General features: G+C 68.2%; 13 protein-coding genes. 9 read left to right on the top strand and 4 right to left on the bottom strand.

All coding sequences use genetic code 11. The annotated features are described in order from the left end of the window. Window positions 1-2: 2 nt before the first annotated feature. Entirely contained in the window at window positions 3-1,100 is a 1,098-nt protein-coding gene (locus KA383_03350; protein MBP7745143.1) for a glycosyltransferase family 4 protein, read from the top strand. On the opposite strand, the gene KA383_03345 is transcribed toward KA383_03350, so the two are convergent. Further along, entirely contained in the window at window positions 1,089-2,261 is a 1,173-nt protein-coding gene (locus tag KA383_03345; GenBank protein ID MBP7745142.1) for a glycosyltransferase, read from the bottom strand. The two genes, KA383_03350 and KA383_03345, sit on opposite strands and share 12 nt — an antisense overlap. 254 nt (window positions 2,262-2,515) lie before the next feature. Here KA383_03345 and KA383_03340 point away from each other — a divergent pair, with 254 nt between their 5' ends. The 5 genes from KA383_03340 (at window position 2,516) to KA383_03320 (ending at window position 6,019) form a co-directional block, all read left to right on the top strand. Continuing rightward, complete coding sequence (locus KA383_03340) at window positions 2,516-3,793, top strand: carbohydrate porin (GenBank protein ID MBP7745141.1); 1,278 nt, start codon at window positions 2,516-2,518, stop codon at window positions 3,791-3,793. Window positions 3,794-3,816: 23 nt separating this feature from the next. Then, complete coding sequence (locus KA383_03335) at window positions 3,817-4,002, top strand: hypothetical protein (protein ID MBP7745140.1); 186 nt, start codon at window positions 3,817-3,819, stop codon at window positions 4,000-4,002. Window positions 4,003-4,124: 122 nt separating this feature from the next. Next, window positions 4,125-4,574, top strand: a complete 450-nt coding sequence (locus KA383_03330) for a hypothetical protein (GenBank protein ID MBP7745139.1) — start codon at window positions 4,125-4,127, stop codon at window positions 4,572-4,574. A 92-nt stretch (window positions 4,575-4,666) separates the two neighbouring features. Continuing rightward, window positions 4,667-5,491 (top strand): trypsin-like peptidase domain-containing protein, encoded by an 825-nt coding sequence (locus KA383_03325; protein ID MBP7745138.1) that lies wholly within the window; start codon window positions 4,667-4,669, stop codon window positions 5,489-5,491. A 63-nt stretch (window positions 5,492-5,554) separates the two neighbouring features. Beyond that, window positions 5,555-6,019, top strand: a complete 465-nt coding sequence (locus tag KA383_03320) for an aminoacyl-tRNA deacylase (GenBank protein MBP7745137.1) — start codon at window positions 5,555-5,557, stop codon at window positions 6,017-6,019. Between the two features lie 58 nt (window positions 6,020-6,077). Here KA383_03320 and KA383_03315 read toward each other — a convergent pair whose 3' ends face one another. Continuing rightward, the gene (locus KA383_03315; protein ID MBP7745136.1) at window positions 6,078-6,716 is read right to left on the bottom strand and encodes a class II aldolase/adducin family protein; all 639 of its coding nucleotides are present in this window, start codon (window positions 6,714-6,716) and stop codon (window positions 6,078-6,080) included. Between the two features lie 360 nt (window positions 6,717-7,076). Between KA383_03315 and acpP the strand changes: the two genes are divergently transcribed. From acpP to KA383_03300, 3 genes are all read left to right on the top strand, one after another. Then, window positions 7,077-7,283, top strand: coding sequence for an acyl carrier protein (acpP, locus tag KA383_03310; GenBank protein MBP7745135.1), 207 nt, complete (start codon window positions 7,077-7,079; stop codon window positions 7,281-7,283). A 21-nt stretch (window positions 7,284-7,304) separates the two neighbouring features. Next, window positions 7,305-8,543 (top strand): beta-ketoacyl-ACP synthase II, encoded by a 1,239-nt coding sequence (gene fabF, locus KA383_03305; GenBank protein ID MBP7745134.1) that lies wholly within the window; start codon window positions 7,305-7,307, stop codon window positions 8,541-8,543. A gap of 105 nt (window positions 8,544-8,648) precedes the next feature. Continuing rightward, a complete protein-coding gene (locus tag KA383_03300) occupies window positions 8,649-9,599 on the top strand; it encodes a hypothetical protein (protein MBP7745133.1) in 951 nt (316 codons plus the stop codon). 79 nt (window positions 9,600-9,678) lie between these two features. On the opposite strand, the gene KA383_03295 is transcribed toward KA383_03300, so the two are convergent. Both KA383_03295 and KA383_03290 read right to left on the bottom strand, forming a co-directional pair. After that, on the bottom strand, window positions 9,679-10,335 hold the full coding sequence (locus KA383_03295; GenBank protein MBP7745132.1) for a hypothetical protein: 657 nt from the start codon (window positions 10,333-10,335) through the stop codon (window positions 9,679-9,681). A 2-nt stretch (window positions 10,336-10,337) separates the two neighbouring features. Continuing rightward, window positions 10,338-15,347, bottom strand: a complete 5,010-nt coding sequence (locus KA383_03290) for an ATP-binding cassette domain-containing protein (GenBank protein ID MBP7745131.1) — start codon at window positions 15,345-15,347, stop codon at window positions 10,338-10,340. Between the last annotated feature and the right edge of the window lie 61 nt (window positions 15,348-15,408).

Raw genomic sequence — 15,408 nt, 5'->3', positions numbered from 1 at the left:
CGATGCGGGTCCTCTGGCTCGTCCGCAAGAACCTCACCCGCCACCCCGGTGGCGACACCGTGCAGATTCTCCAGACGGCGGAGGCGTTGCGGCGCCGCGGCATAACCGTTGACCTCGCACACGACCGCGACGACCTGGCCGGCTATGACCTCGTGCACCTCTTCCACCTGGACCGCCTGTGGGAAAACGTCGGCCACGCGCACCGCATCCGCCAGGCCGGTCTGCCGGCCGTTCTCAGCACCATCTACTGGCCGAGCGACGAGTTTGACCGCGGCGGCCGGGCCGGCTTTCAGGGCTGGCTCGCCCGCACACTCGGCAGCCGGACGTACCAGGACCTGCGCCTGTTCCAGCGCTACCTGATGTACTGCCGCGAACGCCGGATGTGGCCCCGCCAGCTCCTGGCCAGCCTGAGCTTTCGCCGGCGCGTGCTGGAGTTGCTCGACGCGGTCGCCGTGCTCCTGCCGAACAGCCGCGCCGAACAGCAGCAGATCGAAGCCTGCTTCGGGATCGCGCGGCCGGCGGTGATCGTGCCGAACGCGGTCGACGCAACGCTGTTCGGGCCGCCGACCGGCGCACTGCCAACCCGGCGCGGCGTGCTGTGTGTGGGCCGCATTGAGCCGCGCAAGAACCAGTTCGCGCTCATCGCAGCCCTCCGCGGCAGCGGCATTCCGTTGACCCTCGTCGGACAGGCCGGGCGTTTCAGTGGCTCGTACGCGCGCCGCTGTCAGCGCGCGGCAGACGCCAACGTGCAGTTCGTGGACGCGCAGCCGCCGGCCGAGTTGCGCCGGTTCTATCACGCCGCCGCCGTGCACGCGTGTGTGAGTTGGTACGAGACGCCCGGTCTGGCCAGCCTTGAGGCGGCGCTCTGCGGCTGTGCCCTGGTGGTGACCCCTGGCGGCTGCACGCGCGAGTACTTCGGCGATGACGCCGGCTATGCGCAGCCGCAGGACCCCGCGTCGATCCGTGCGGCGCTCGAGCAGGCCCTGCAGCGCGGGCCGTCCGCACAGCTTGCGCAACGTGTGGCCCGCGAATACACCTGGGACGCCGCCGCGGCCCAGACGGCCGCCGCGTACGACTTGGCGCTGGCATCACGCCGGTAACGTGCGCAGGAAATCGAGGTACTCGCGCGCCCGAACGTCCCACGAGTTCTGTTGCGCGAAGGCGATCCGGGCCGCGGCCCGCGCTGCCGCGCTGGTCTGCGCTGCGCGCAGGTGCGCGATCATCTCTGCCGCGTCGTGCGCTACATACACCAAGTCGCCAAACGACTCGGTGTCCGCGACCGGTGTCGTCACTACCGGCTTACCCAGTGCGAGGTACTCGTAGATTTTGACGGGGTTCGCCGCCTGGCCGATTGCATCCTGTTTGAACGGCACCCAGCAGACGTCGAACGCCTGCACGTACGCCGGCACACGGTCGTAGGGCCGCGGGCCGAGCAGCCGCACGTTGGGCAGGTCTGCCACCCGGGCCACGTCACCGCGCCCGTCAACCGGCCCGACCAGCACAAAGTCGCGATCGGGCAGCGCGACCGCCGTGGCCCGCATCAGTTCCCAGTCGATCCACTCGTAGAGCGCCCCCACGAAGCCGATGACCGGGCGGCCGCGCGCGGGCACGTCCGCCGGCCGGGGCGTCTGCGCTGCCAGTCGCGCGAAACGCTCGACATCAACGCCGTTGCGAATCAGCGCCAGCGGCAAATCCGGCCGCCGCGCGCGCAGCCCCGCCCCCAGTCCGGACGCCGTCACAACGGCCCCCGCCGCGCGCGCGATCAGCTCATCCTCCCAGGCGCGATAGAGCGCGCTCAACTCCGGGCGCGGCACCTGCACCGCCAGCTCATCGATACAGTCGTAGACAACGTTTCGAAAAGGCAGTTCCGCCAGCCACGGCGTCCACACCGGCGAGACAACGAGCGCCACAGTTTCTTGCCAATCCAGGCAGCGATCCAGTTGTCGTCGCAGGGCCACGGCGCGGCGACGCAGGGCGCGGGACAAACGCTCCGGCCCCAACGCCCGCCACCAGCGCGCAGGATAGCTGGGCCAGGGCCGGACCACCGGCGCCGTCTCGCGACCCCGCAGTGGCGTCAGCAGCCGCTCGACAGCGGTGCGCAGCGACGGCACCTGCACAAAGACCGTCGGCTGCCCCAGACGCACCCATGCCTCGGTGAGCATGCGTGTCCGGCCCACGAGCCGGAAATCCCACGTCACCGCCGCGAGGGACGCAACGAGCGGGCGTCCAGCGCTGGGTGGGAATGCGGGCACTGTGCTCAAGACGGACGGTCCTCCGACTGGCCGGCGGTGACGTGCCGCGCAGGGTATCACAAGCGTTACAGCACGTCCAAGCGGTGCCGCTTCGACGTGGATGGCTTGAGGGCCCGGGCTGCCACACTATGATACGGCCTGAAGTGTGCAGCGCGCAGCCCGAAGCGATGCAACGGACGCGAGCCGTGTTCCACAATTCCGAACGCCGGCCCGCGATCGGCAGATACATGGCACCTCGCGGCACGGCGATGATGACAGCGCTCATGAGCGGCTGGCTGGCCTGCGGCCAGACACAAAATGCGCCCACGTCCGCCCCCACGGCCGAACCGGGGGAGGATAGCGCGCTCGAACGCCCCTTCGACGTGCTGCGGAACCGGCGACTCACGGGTGACTGGCTAGGGGCTCGCCGGTGGCTGGAGGAGCGCGGCATCGCGCTCGGTCTCAGCTTCACCACGATCTACCAGCACAATGCCCACGGCGGCGTGCAGACCCGGCACGGACATCGCGTCAGCGCCAGCTACGACCTGGAACTCACGCTCGACTGCGCGGCCCTCAAGCTGTGGGACGGCGGCACGCTGTACATGCTCACCGAAGGCGAGTGGGACGAGGGGATCAGCAACGCCGGTTACGTTGGCGATCTCTTCGGCGTCAACGGCGATGTGTTCGGCGCGGTGGAAATGCAGGTCGCCGAGCTGTGGTATGAGCACGCGCTGCTCAACAATCGGCTGCGCATCCGCTTTGGCAAGCTCGACTTGACCAACGATTTCGACACGAACGCGTACGCGAACGACGAAACCGCGCAATTCCTCAACAGCGCGCTGATCATCGCCCCGAACATCCCCTTCCCGGACCGCGGGCACGGCATTCAATTCGTGGCGACGCCGACCGAGTGGCTCTACCTCGGCGCCGGTCTCGTGGATGCCGAGGCCGACGCGCGCACCACGGGCTTTCGCACCGCCTATCACGGCGCGGACAATACGTTTAGCACCTACGAGTTTGGCCTCACCCCGGCGTTCGAGACCGGCTGGGGTGTCTTGCCGGGACGGTACGCTGCGGGGCTATGGTACGACCCGCAGCCGAAGGAGCAGTTCTTCAATGACCTCGGCGGCCGGCTGCGCACCGCGCCGCTGCGGCGTGACGACGTGGGTTTCTATGTCAACTGTGATCAGGCCGTGTGGTGCGAGAACCCGGGGCGGCCCGGTGACGAGCAGGGCCTCGGGCTGTTCTGCCGCTACGCGTATGCCCACGCCGACGTGAATGCGATCGAGCATTTCTGGAGCGTTGGCGGGCAGTACCAGGGCCTGCTCCCCACTCGTGATGATGACGTGCTGGCCTGCGGCGTCGCGCAAGGCGTGCTCAGCCAGAACTTGCGTCTGACCGGTGCGGAGCCGCACCGCGAGACCGCGCTCGAGCTGTACTACCGGTGCCAGGTGTTCCCGTGGCTCGCGATCACGCCGGACTTGCAGTGGATTCTGCGGCCCGGCGGAGAAGGCGGCCGCGACGCGTTCGTGGCCGGCGTGCGACTGCAGGTCGCGTTCTGAGCCGGCCACCAGGAGACCCGACCGTGACCACTGCTGCCCGCTGGAAAACGCTGTTGAAGTGGAGCCTGTTGCTGCCCCTGCTCGCCGGCGGCTGCACCGCGGAGTTCCGCGATGCCGTCCGCGCCGGTGCGTTCGACTTCGTCGCCGGCACCGTCACCGAGCTCCTGACGCTCCTCCTGCCCGTCGTCGAGGCGCTCGGGGCGGCGTGACGAGATGGCCCGGGCCGGGCGGGTCACGTTAACGGACGTTGACTCGCGCCGCCGGCGCCCCTAGGACTCATTGGCGGCGCAGCGCGCCGGCGTGTCGCCGCCGAGTCGCGAGGACGACTGTTATGAGGCGTGCACTGCTGATTTCGGGTCTGGCGCTGCTGGCCGCGGGGCTGGCGGGCTGCGCCGCGCCCGGCGCGCCTGAGCCGATCTGCGTGCCCTGTCGCGGCGAACTGCCGGGCCTGACCACGTATTACGAGCGTGCGACCGCGCCACAGCGGCGTGCCGTCCGAAAACCCGTGCGCGACGAGCGGGCCTTCGCGATGCGGATGCTCGCACGCCAGGCCCGCGAACTGCTGGCCGACACCTTGAGCTGGGACCAGGACGCGCGGTTCGTGTCGCTGGCCGACGACCGCCGCAGCGCTGCGCAGGACGCGACCGGTGAGCTGCAGGTCGCGTTGGAGCAGTTGCGGCGGGCGGCCACCAATTCGGACGTGACGGCGGTTCGCGCCGAATTCGCGCATGCTATGGCCGCTTATCGTGACTTGCGTGCCGTGGTCGGCCCACTCGACTGAGGCCTCACCTCCGCGGCGTCTCTCCCACCGGATCCGACAAATTCGCGCACCCGGCTGACGACGCGTCGCGCCTTGGCCGACGAACTGATGTCATGCGCCGCGCGCTGTCCTGGCTGACGATATTCACTCTCGCGCTCGCGGGCTGCACCGCCCCCCGCAGCCGGCCGGCCGCCGATCAGCTCGCCTGGCAGCGTCTGTGCGCGCACATGCAGCCGGCGCCGGAAAACCCCGCCCCGTCCGCGGCCGGCCCGCAGGACACGGCCCAGGGCCGCGCGCTGGAAGCTGCGGCCACCCGCGCGCGACCCGCGGTCGTGCACATCCACACGATCATGGTCGAGGCCGCCGCGCCCGCCACCGAGGGCGACGCCGCACGACTGGGACGCCGCTCAGGCGGCACGGGCGTGATCGTCGGCGCCGACGGGCTGATTGTCACCGCCGCGCATGTAGTGCGCGGCGCCCAGGCCGTCCGCGTCGTGCTCGCCGACGGGACCTCGTACCCGGCCCACGCGGTCGAGTTCGATCCGCACCGCGACGTGGCAATAGTGTCCATCGACGCCCATGACCTCCCGACGCTCCCACCGGAAACGGCTGCCGCGCCGCATGGAACTCCCATCGTCGCGCTCGGCTGTCCGGACCCCGCCGTCGCCGCCCGGCGCTTCGGCCGGGTCAGCAAGCCGTGCGCGTCGCTGCAGCATCAGCTCGATCCGGCGGGCGCTTGCGATTTCACGAAACTGATCGAGACGACCGCAGCGCTGGAGCCGGGGTTCAGCGGCGGCCCGCTGCTGGATCAGCATGGGCACCTGCTCGGGCTGCACGTCGCGATGCGCGGCAACACGCCGGAGCGTCGCCGCGGCTACGCCCAGCCGCTCGACATCGCCACGCTCGCCGAACTCAGCGCGCGCATTCGCGGCCGTTGACACCCGCTGGCCATTACGCTCAGTTCTGGTATGGTTCTGCCGGTCCTCGCTGGCAGGCTGCACATGTCCGATACGAACGCGATCAAGTGGTTACATGCCCAGGGCGTGACGCTCAACGTGCTCGAGTACGAGTTCACCGAGATCGGTGCCGACCACGCCGCCGAAGCCGTGGGCCGGCCCGCAGAGATGGTCTGTAAGACGCTCGTCGTCCGCACGGCGGCCAACGCGTTCTGGCTGGCGATCGTGCCCGGCGACCAACGTTTTGACACCCGCCGCATGGCCGCCGCGGTGGGCGCCCCGCGCGCGGACCTCGCCGAGGCGGCGGAGGCGGAAAAGCTCACCGGCTACAAGGTCGGCGGCATCTCACCGTTCGCGCAGCGCCGCCGGCTGCCAGTGGTGATCGAGGAATCCCTCCTCGCCTTGGATACGATCATCGTGAACGGCGGTCGCCGCGGCGTGCTGGTCGAACTCAAGACTGAGGATGTCGTGCGCCTGCTGGACGCCCGTCCGGCGGACCTGTGCACCTGAAAGACCGCAGAATACTCCCTGAACCCTATCCGCTGGGCACCATGTGCCGAGGGTGCGATCACCCACCGGATCGCAACCGCGCACGAAGACCCGCTAGTTCTCGACGCCGCTCCTGCGAAATCAGCTTTGGCTCACCGATCTGTCTGGCTTGGTGGAGTACCCGGCAAACCGCCTCCAACGTTTCTGTGAGATCGTAAGCGGTTTCGAGATCGCGCCCCCACGTCACCGTCCCGTGGTTCTGGAGGATCGCCGCAGAGCCATCCCGCACGAATTGCCGTAGGGCCGTCCCCATTTCCGTCGTCCCCGGCGTCTGGTACGGGATCAGTGGCACCGACCCCAGGAACACGTCTCCCTCGGGCAAGATACCTAGCGGGATCGTCTCCCCCAGCACGGCGAATGTCGTCGCGAACGGCGGATGGCAGTGGATGACGGCCCGCGTCGCTGGATCGGCGGCATAGATCTCCAAGTGCATGCGGATTTCGCTGCTGGCCTTCCGAGTGCCACCGAGCTGGTGCCCGTCCAGGCCGACAATGCACAGGTCCGCCGGCGTCAGAAGCCCCTTGCAGAAGAGCGTGGGGGTGCAAAGCACCCGCTCGCCGTCCAGCCGACACGAGAAATTGCCGCCCGTGCCATCGACGAGTTCGCGTTCGTACGCCCGCCGCCCGATGGCACACATCTGCCGCGCGAGTTCTTCCATGTGGGCCATCGTAGCACGGGGGGGCGGGCGCGGATAGCGACCGGGCCGGGCACGGGCGCGGCTGCGGCTGGCCGGCCGAAGGCGCCTTGGCAATTTCGCTCCCAGCGCTTATGATCCCTCCACTTTGGGATGCCACCGCCTCTGGGCGAAGGGCTTGCTGCCGCGGCCGCTGGGGTCGCCGAGCGGCTATTCGATAGTGTTCAAGGGCGTTCGGCGCGTCGGTGGCACTTGCACGGCCCGCCCGGCCCCGTTACATACAGACAGGCAACCGTTGCGGAAGCCGCGGGATCGTGAGGAGAGACTCTCGTGCCTCAAGCGTCTGAGATTGAAGCCAAGGTCAAGAAGATCGTTGCGGACCAGATGGGCGTGGCCGAAGCGGAAATCACCCGCGAGACCTCGTTCGTCAACGACCTCAACGCCGACTCCCTCGACACGGTGGAGCTGGTGATGGAGTTCGAGGACGCGTTCGAGATGAGCATCCCCGACGAGGAGGCCGAGAAAATCCAGACCGTCGGGATGGCCATCGACTACATCCTGAAGCATCTGGAAAGCGCCAACAAGCAATAGGTTCGCACCGGGAGAGCCGTCGTGGAGCACCGGCGCGTCGTCGTCACCGGCCTGGGGGCCGTTACCCCGCTCGGGCCTGCGGTCGAGCCGTACTGGGATGGTCTCATCGCGGGCCGCAGCGGCATCCGCACGCTGTCCCGCTTCGATCACACCGCCCAGGATGTCCATATCGGCGGCGAGTGCCTCGACTTCGATGCCAGCCAGTACATCGACGGCCGGGCCGCCAAGCGGATGGACCGCTTCACCCTGTTCGCCTACGCCGCCGCCAAGATGGCCTTCGCCCAGTCCGGCCTGCAGGATGGAAAGTATGATCCGCAACGGGCCGGCGTGATTCTCGGTACCGGTATCGGTGGCCTGCGCGAGATCGAAGAGCAGCACCTGCGGATGCTGGACAAGGGGCCCGGCAAGATCTCCGCCTTCACAATCCCCAAGCTGATGGCCAACGCCGCCCCGGGCCACATCTCGATCGCGCTGAACTTCCAGGGTCCGTCGGCTTCTGTCGCGACGGCGTGTGCGTCGGCTGGCAGCGCCATGGGGGCGGCGATCCACGCCATTCAGCGTAACGAGGTCGACATCGTCATGACCGGCGGTACGGAGGCGGCCTGCACGCCGCTGGGTGTCGCCGCGTTTGCCGCCATGAAGGCGCTCAGCACGCGTAACGACGATCCCGCGGGCGCTTCGCGCCCGTTCGACAAGGACCGCGACGGCTTTGTGCTCAGCGAGGGGGCTGGCCTGCTCATGTTCGAGGAATACGAACATGCCCGGCGGCGCGGGGCGCCCATCCTGTGCGAGGTCATCGGTTTCGGGGCCTCGTCGGACGCCAGCGACATCGTGCAGCCCGAGCCCGACGGCCACGGCGCGGCGCGGGCCATGTCACTCGCTCTGGCGAGCGCCCGGCTGAATCCCGCGGAAGTGCACTACATCAACGCTCACGGCACCGCCACGCTGCTCGGCGACATCGCCGAGACCAAGGCCATCAAGGCCGTGTTTGGTCCCGCGGCGCGCAAGATCCCGGTCAGCAGCACGAAGAGCGCGATCGGCCACCTGCTTGGCGCCAGCGGCGGTGTCGAAGCGATCGCCTGCATCATGGCGATGCGCGCCAACACGTTGCCGCCGACGATCAACCTGGCCGAACCCGATCCGGAGTGCGACCTCGACTACGTCCCGAACACCGCCCGCGATGCCGCGGTCCGCGTCGCCGTGAACAACTCGTTCGGCTTCGGCGGACATAATACCTGTGTGATCTTCCGCGCCGTTTGAGTGCCACACTCCCAGGTCGCCCGCCTTCGGGAAGAGCGCCGCATGGGCTTGGGCACGCAGAGCAACGACCTTCCCGCTGCCCTTGCCGAGGAAAGAGGGGACGTCTTGTCAGACACGCGCGCTGAGACGCCAGACTGGGATGCGCTGACGATCGAGCTGCGCTGTCCGCGGTGCAGGTATGACGTGCGGCGCTTGCCGCAGCCGCGCTGCCCGGAGTGCGGGTTGCAGTTTTCGTGGGGCGAGCTGATCGCCGCGGTCCAGCAGCGCCTCTCATGCCCGTTGTTCGAGTATCACTGGCGGCACCGTCCGGTGCGCTCGTTCTTCGGGACGCTCGGCCGGGCGCTGCTGCCGTGGACGCTGTGGCGGGCGACGCGGATGACGATCGAGCCACGCTTGGTGCCTCTGCTCGTACTCGTGCTACTCACGGGAGCGCTGTACGTCGGCATCTGTGTGGGCGCCGCATGTGCCGTGGACTGGCTGACTCGCGCTCCAGCCGCCGGCTGGTACATATTCCGCACTAGTGGGATAGTAGAGGTGCTGGGCGAGCTTGAGTTGCGACGCGTGCTGGGCGTGTATGCGCTGCTGATCCTGACCGGCGTGGTCTTGCAGATCTTTCAGCAGACCATCAACCGTTACCGGATCCGTTGGCAGCACTTCGCACGGGTGATGCTGCTGGCCGGCACCAGCCTGCTGCTGTGGCGCGCAGTTCTGGTCCTGCTGCTTTACGTCCAGTACGCGATCAATGCCCCTGTGTGGCGCTGGTCAGGCATCACCGTGGCATGGTCGGCATACTCGGACTGGCGGGAGCTATTGATCGATCCTGTGTCGATGGGTGTGTTCGTGCTTGCAGTGGCAACCGGCCTGAGCCGCTATTTGCAGGTGCGGCGCGGCTGGGCGATGGGCATCCTGAGCGTGTTCATTGTGCTGCTGGCGCTGGTGGCGCCGGTACCCGCGATGACCGTGCTTTTCGGCCGGACAGACAATCACTATGTGGGGGCGTTGAACGACCTGTGGCCCGGAATGGTCCAGATCATCGGGCGCGTGCTAGCCTACTGAACGGGCAGCGGCGGGCACCGTTGCACCAGGGCGATCGTACCATCTGCGAGCACTGCTCGAGAGCTGTGGCACAAGAGGCTCACTTCACCAACACGCCGGTTGCCCAAGTGCTGGGGTCGACGTTCCAGCCGAGTTCGTCATCCGCTGTGAGATGCTGACTGCCAAGGTGCGTATCCTTCACTTTGTAGAACACGCCGATGCGGGCATGCTCGACCGGGTCCCAACCGCTGAGGCACGCCCCTGGAATCGCCACCTCGACGCTGTAGCGCTGCCGCTCGACGTGCGCGGCGACCTTCACGAGCGACACGTCCACGTCCGGCGGGGGCTCTTTCGCGCGGCTCATGCGGTGCGTGCCGACGACGGGGCGCTTGCCGTCCTTGCCGCCGCCGGTCGGGAGCAGGTAGAAGAAGTGGCAGAAGCGCGTGGCGCGTTTGATGTCGCGGGCGTCGCGCGTGTCGAGGCACAGGCGCAGGCCGTCGTGCTTCCACCATTCTTTGGCGTCGCAGTGCAGCCGACCGTTGCGGTTGGGGACGTCGAACGCGGCGTAGAAGCCGTCCGCGTGCCAGGCCCAGTAGACATCCGCAACCGCCGGCTCATCCTCCAGCTCGATGAGCGGCGGCACGAGATACTTGCGGTTCCACTTGCTGATGTCGCCATCGACGCGCGGCGGGCGCGCGATGTGGTGGATCGGAATTTCGAACTGGAAGAGCGCCCGCTTGGGGAGGATGTCGAGCATGGTTACGTAGTCCGCAGCGTCGTTCGATACGCTTTCACGGCCTGCTTGATGAAGCGCCGGAACGCCGGCGTGTCGATTTCGGCCCGGTCGTGCACGAAGATCATGACCGCTTCCAGGCCGACGGCGCGGGGGCGCACGTCCACGCGGGCCCAGTCGCCGTAGGTTTCCAGGTCGTCACGCTCGTCGAGCGTCTTCAGCCCGAGCTGCTCGTCGAGCGCGCGCCACTTGAACGTGCCCGGCGGCACCATGAAGCACAGCTCCAGCAGCCATTCGCCGCCGGTGAGCGCATGCAGGAACCAGTTCTCCGCGTCGGGCGCGGTGACCTCGACACTCGCGCGATTGTTCCAGTTGGTGGCCGCGAAGTCGCCGGCCTTGTGCACCAGCTCCAGCACATACTCCAGCGCCTCCGGCTCCCAGCGGCGCGGCGATTCGTCGCGGCTGCTGCGCTGCTCCAGGTGCCACTTGCGCCCATCGACCTGCCATGGCATCTTCACGTCGCGACCGACGTCGCCAAAGCCGGCCTTCTCCACCGCCAACTCGCGCGCCGCATGCGCGGCGGGATCGTAGGGCGTCCGCGCGGCATACGGGCCGGCGGCGAGGACCGGTGCGAGCGCGACGGCGGTATGGGACACGAAGCCAGAAGCATTGAGTAATAAGTCATGAGTGGTTGGTGCATGCGCATCGCGCGGCACTGCGCGCACCTCTGACTTATGACTTCTGACTTCTGACTTATGACTTATTTCTTCAGGTGTACCGATCGCCACGATGTGTCCGCCGGCATCGCCCGCCTCGGGGCCGAGATCGATGATCCAGTCGGCGCATTTCAGCACATCGAGATTGTGCTCGACGACCAGCACCGTGTTGCCCAAGTCGACGAGGCGGTGCATGACCGCGAGCAGCTTGCGGATGTCGTCGAAGTGCAGGCCCGTCGTCGGCTCGTCCAGAATGTAGAACGTCCGGCCGGTATCGGGCTTACCCAGCTCCGCCGCCAGCTTCACCCGCTGCGCCTCGCCGCCGGAGAGCGTCGGCGCCGGCTGGCCAAGCTGGACGTACTCAAGGCCGACGTCCGCCAGCGTCTGCAGCATGCGTCGCACCTTGGGCACATTCTCGAACAGCGTGAGGGCGTCGGCGACGCGCATTTCAAGCACGTCGGCGATGCTCTTGCCCTTGAAGCGCACGGCGAGGGTCTCGGGGTTGTAGCGGCGACCCTGGCACGTTTCGCATTCGACCCATACGTCGGGCATGAAGTGCATCTCGATGCAGCGTTGCCCGTAGCCCTCGCACGCCTCGCAGCGCCCGCCGGGGCGGTTGAAGCTGAAGCGATTGGCGTTGTAGCCGCGGATCTTTGAGTCGGGCAGGCGGGCGAACAGCTCGCGGACGCCGTCGAACGCGCCGGTGTAGGTCGCCGGGTTGCTCGACGGTGTGCTGCCGATCGGCGATTGATCGACGTTGATGACCTTGTCGAGCTGCGAGACGCCGTCGATGGCGTCATGCTCGCCGACGGTCTGGTTCGCGCGCTGCAAGGCGTTGGCGAGGGCGGGCCAGAGGATGTCGTTGACGAGCGAACTCTTCCCGGAGCCGGACACGCCGGTGACGCACACGAGCCGGCCGAGCGGGATCGGAACGGTGAGGTCCTTCAGGTTGTGCTGCCGTGCGCCGCGGACGACGAGCCAGCCTGGCGTATCCGACTTCGTGCGGCGGCCGCGCGGCCGGCGCGGGGGGGCCTGCGCTTCTTCGTCCAGGACGACGCGCGGCTCGGTCTCATCCGGCTCAGGAACGGGCGCCGGCGCGGCGAGTCGCAACGCCAGCTCACGATCCACCGGCCTGCGGTTCGTCGGAATCGGAATCGCGGTGGTGCCCGACAGGTACGCGCGCGTCAGTGACTCATCGCCGGTGTCTGCTGTCTGGGCGAGCAGCTTCGCCGGCGGACCGGAGGCGACGATCTGTCCGCCGCCGCTGCCGGCCCGCGGGCCGAAATCGAGCACTTCATCCGCCTGGCGGATCACGTCGCGGTCATGCTCGACCAGCAGCAGCGTGTTGCCGAGGTCGCGCAGGCGCGCGAGGGCGGCGATGAGGCGCGCCGTGTCGCGCGGGTGCAGGCCGATCGTCGGCTCGTCCAGCACGTAGAGCACGCCGGACAGACCGCTGCCGATCTGGCTGGCGAGGCGGATGCGCTGGGCTTCGCCGCCGGAGAGCGTCGGGGCCGCGCGGTGCAGCGTGAGGTAGTCGAGGCCGACATCGACCAGGAACTGGAGGCGGTCGCGGATTTCCTTGAGCAGCTCGCCGGCGATCTTGCGTTCGCGCGCATCGAGTTGCAGGTCCCGGAAGAAGGCCGCACATTCACTGAGCGGCAGTTCGCACGCCTCGACGATGGTCCGGGCGCGCCCGTGCCCCAGCCGCACGGCGGCCGGCTCCGGTCGCAGCCGGCCGCCGCGACACGTCACGCAGGGGATGTCCGAGACGACGTTGCGGAGCTTGTAGCGGTAGAGCCACGAGTTGCGGGTGGCGTGGTCGATCGCAGGGAAGAAGCCGCGCCACTGAAACCGCACGCCGGTGAACGCGGCGCCGCCGTCGATCCAGTTGCCACTGCCGAACATGAGCGTGCGCTTCTGCTCCGGCGACCAGTCGCGCAGCGGCATGTCGGGCGCGACGCCCAGATGCGCGCAGAGCGCGGTCAGCATGCGCCCCAGCGGGGTGCGGCGTTCGATGCGCCGCCAGCCGGCCACCGCGCCATCGAACAGGCTGCGCTGCGGACGATCGATGATGGCGGCCGCCGGCGCGCCGCGCTGCACGCCGAGCCCTTCACACGTTTCGCACCAGCCAAGCTGGCTGTTGAAGCTGAAGTGGTTCGGGCCGAGCTCCTCGTAGCTGGTGCCGCATTTCGTGCAGACGAGCTTCTGTGAATACATGAACTCGCGGGCCGGCGTGACGTGGAGAGCGGGCGCGGCGGGGGCCACAGGTTCAGGCCCGGGCGCCCCGGCTTCGGCCGCTCCGGTGCCAGGACGGCCGACCGGCAGGTCGGCCGCTGCGACATCGGCCGCATGGTTTTCCTCGACGGTTTCGACCGCTTCGACCAACAGAGTCATTACGCCGTTGCCGAGCGCAAGCGCGTGTTCGATGCTCTCGGCGATGCGCGCCCGTGCCTTGGCGCGGACGATTGTTCGGTCGATCACAACTTCGACGCGGTGCCGCTGGCGCGCGTCGAGCGTGGTCGCCTCGACGGTGGCGCGGATTGCGCCGTCGATCCGCACGCGCATGTAGCCCGAGTTCTTGAGCCGGTTGAACAGGCTGCCGTAAGTCTCACCATCGCCGAGGCTGACCGGCGCCAGGATGACGATCGGCGCTCCGGGCTCCAGGCCCAGCACGCGGTCCACGATCTCGTCGGCGGTCTGCGTGCCAATCGGCACCTGGCAGCGCGGGCAGTAGCGCACGCCGAGCCGCGCCCAGAGCACGCGCATGTAGTCATAGATCTCGGTCACGGTGCCGACAGTCGAGCGCGGGCTCTTGCCGGCCGAGCGCTGCTCGATACAGATCGCCGGCGAAAGGCCGTCGACGTGATCGACGCGCGGTTTGGCGAGCTGGCCGAGGAACTGCCGGGCGTACGCCGACAGCGACTCGACATAGCGCCGGTAGCCCTCAGTGAAGACGGTGTCGATGGCGAAGCTGGTCTTGCCGGAGCCGGAAACGCCGGTACAGACGGTCATGCGGTCGCGCGGGAACGAGACGGTGAGGTCCTTCAGGTTGTGTTGACGCGCGCCGACCACCGTGACGAAGTCAGAAGTGGGAGCGCCCACGCGCCGTGCGACCGCGGCCGCCTCTGGCTTCTGACTCAATACTTCTGACTTACTACTTATGACTTCTGACTTCTGACTTAGTACTTGCGCCAAAGCCTGGCCGGTGAACGACTCTGCACACGCCGCCACTTCCTCCGGCGTGCCTTCCGCGACGATGTAGCCGCCGCCCTCGCCGCCTTCGGGGCCGAGGTCGATGAGCCAGTCGGCGGTCTTGAGCACGTCCAGGTTGTGCTCGATCACGACGACGGTGTTGCCGGCATCGACGAAGCCGTGCAGGACGGCGAGCAGCTTGCGGATGTCGTCGAAGTGCAGGCCAGTAGTCGGCTCGTCCAGCACGTACAGCGTTCGGCCTGTGCTTTTCTTCACCAGCTCGCGCGCCAGCTTGATGCGCTGCGCCTCGCCGCCCGAGAGCGTCGTGCTGGGCTGGCCGAGCTGGATGTAGTCAAGGCCCACGTCGTGCAATGTCTGGAGCATGGCGCGGATGCGCGGCACGTTCTCGAAGAGCGCGAGCGCGTCCCGCACTTCCATCTCCAGCACGTCCGCGATGGAGCGGCCCTTGTAGAGCACCTGCAACGTGGCATGGGCGAAACGATGCCCCTCGCAGACCGGGCAGGTCACCCACACGTCCGCGAGGAAATCCATCTCCATGCGGTTCGAGCCGTTGCCCTCGCAGGCCTCGCAGCGCCCGCCGCCGCGGCGACTCGGCACATTGAAACTGAACCGCCCGGGCTTGTAGCCGCGCAGCTTGGCGTCGGGCAGCTTCGTGAACAGGGCGCGGATCTCGTCGAAGACCTTGATGTACGTGGCCGGGTTGCTGCGCGGCGTGCGCCCGATCGGCGTCTGGTCGATTGCGATGACCTTGTCGAGGTGTTCGCGGCCGTCGATGCCGGCGTGCGGGCCGGGCTCCAGGGTGGTCGCGCCGTTGAGGTCGCGTGCGAGGGCCTTGTAGAGGATGTCGTTGACGAGTGAACTCTTGCCCGAGCCGGACACGCCGGTGACGCACGTGAACCGGCCGAGCGGGAACCGCACGTCGATGTTCTTCAGGTTGTTATGCGCGGCGCGGCGCACGGTGAGCCACGGGACGGTCCCGTTGCCAGCGCGGACCGGCGGCGCCGGGTCGGCGACGCGCGCGCGTTTTTGGGGGTTCAACGTACGCCCAGCCATGCCCGTAATCATAGCCCGCCGAGGCCGCAGCGTCCCCCGGGGACGCGCCGACATGCACCCGGCGCACCAACAACGCGGCCGGCACTTGCGTGCCGGCCGCTTCCTCCTCCTTCTG

Source organism: Phycisphaerae bacterium (assembly GCA_017999985.1).
GTDB lineage: Bacteria > Planctomycetota > Phycisphaerae > UBA1845 > Fen-1342 > JAGNKU01.
Note: the sequence above shows the minus strand (reverse complement) of the source record. Positions and strands in the feature narration are given on the sequence as shown.

What these genes read in the sequence shown, in the direction of transcription:
- KA383_03350 (MBP7745143.1), top strand. Translation starts at nt 3, where the DNA reads ATGCGGGTCCTCTGGCTCGTCCGCAAGAACCTCACCCGCCACCCCGGT.
- KA383_03320 (MBP7745137.1), top strand. Translation starts at nt 5,555, where the DNA reads ATGTCCGATACGAACGCGATCAAGTGGTTACATGCCCAGGGCGTGACG.
- KA383_03315 (MBP7745136.1), bottom strand. Translation starts at nt 6,716, where the DNA reads ATGGAAGAACTCGCGCGGCAGATGTGTGCCATCGGGCGGCGGGCGTAC.
- KA383_03290 (MBP7745131.1), bottom strand. Translation starts at nt 15,347, where the DNA reads ATGTCGGCGCGTCCCCGGGGGACGCTGCGGCCTCGGCGGGCTATGATT.
- acpP (MBP7745135.1), top strand. Translation starts at nt 7,077, where the DNA reads ATGGGCGTGGCCGAAGCGGAAATCACCCGCGAGACCTCGTTCGTCAAC.
- KA383_03325 (MBP7745138.1), top strand. Translation starts at nt 4,667, where the DNA reads ATGCGCCGCGCGCTGTCCTGGCTGACGATATTCACTCTCGCGCTCGCG.
- KA383_03295 (MBP7745132.1), bottom strand. Translation starts at nt 10,335, where the DNA reads ATGCTCGACATCCTCCCCAAGCGGGCGCTCTTCCAGTTCGAAATTCCG.
- KA383_03340 (MBP7745141.1), top strand. Translation starts at nt 2,516, where the DNA reads ATGAGCGGCTGGCTGGCCTGCGGCCAGACACAAAATGCGCCCACGTCC.
- KA383_03330 (MBP7745139.1), top strand. Translation starts at nt 4,125, where the DNA reads ATGAGGCGTGCACTGCTGATTTCGGGTCTGGCGCTGCTGGCCGCGGGG.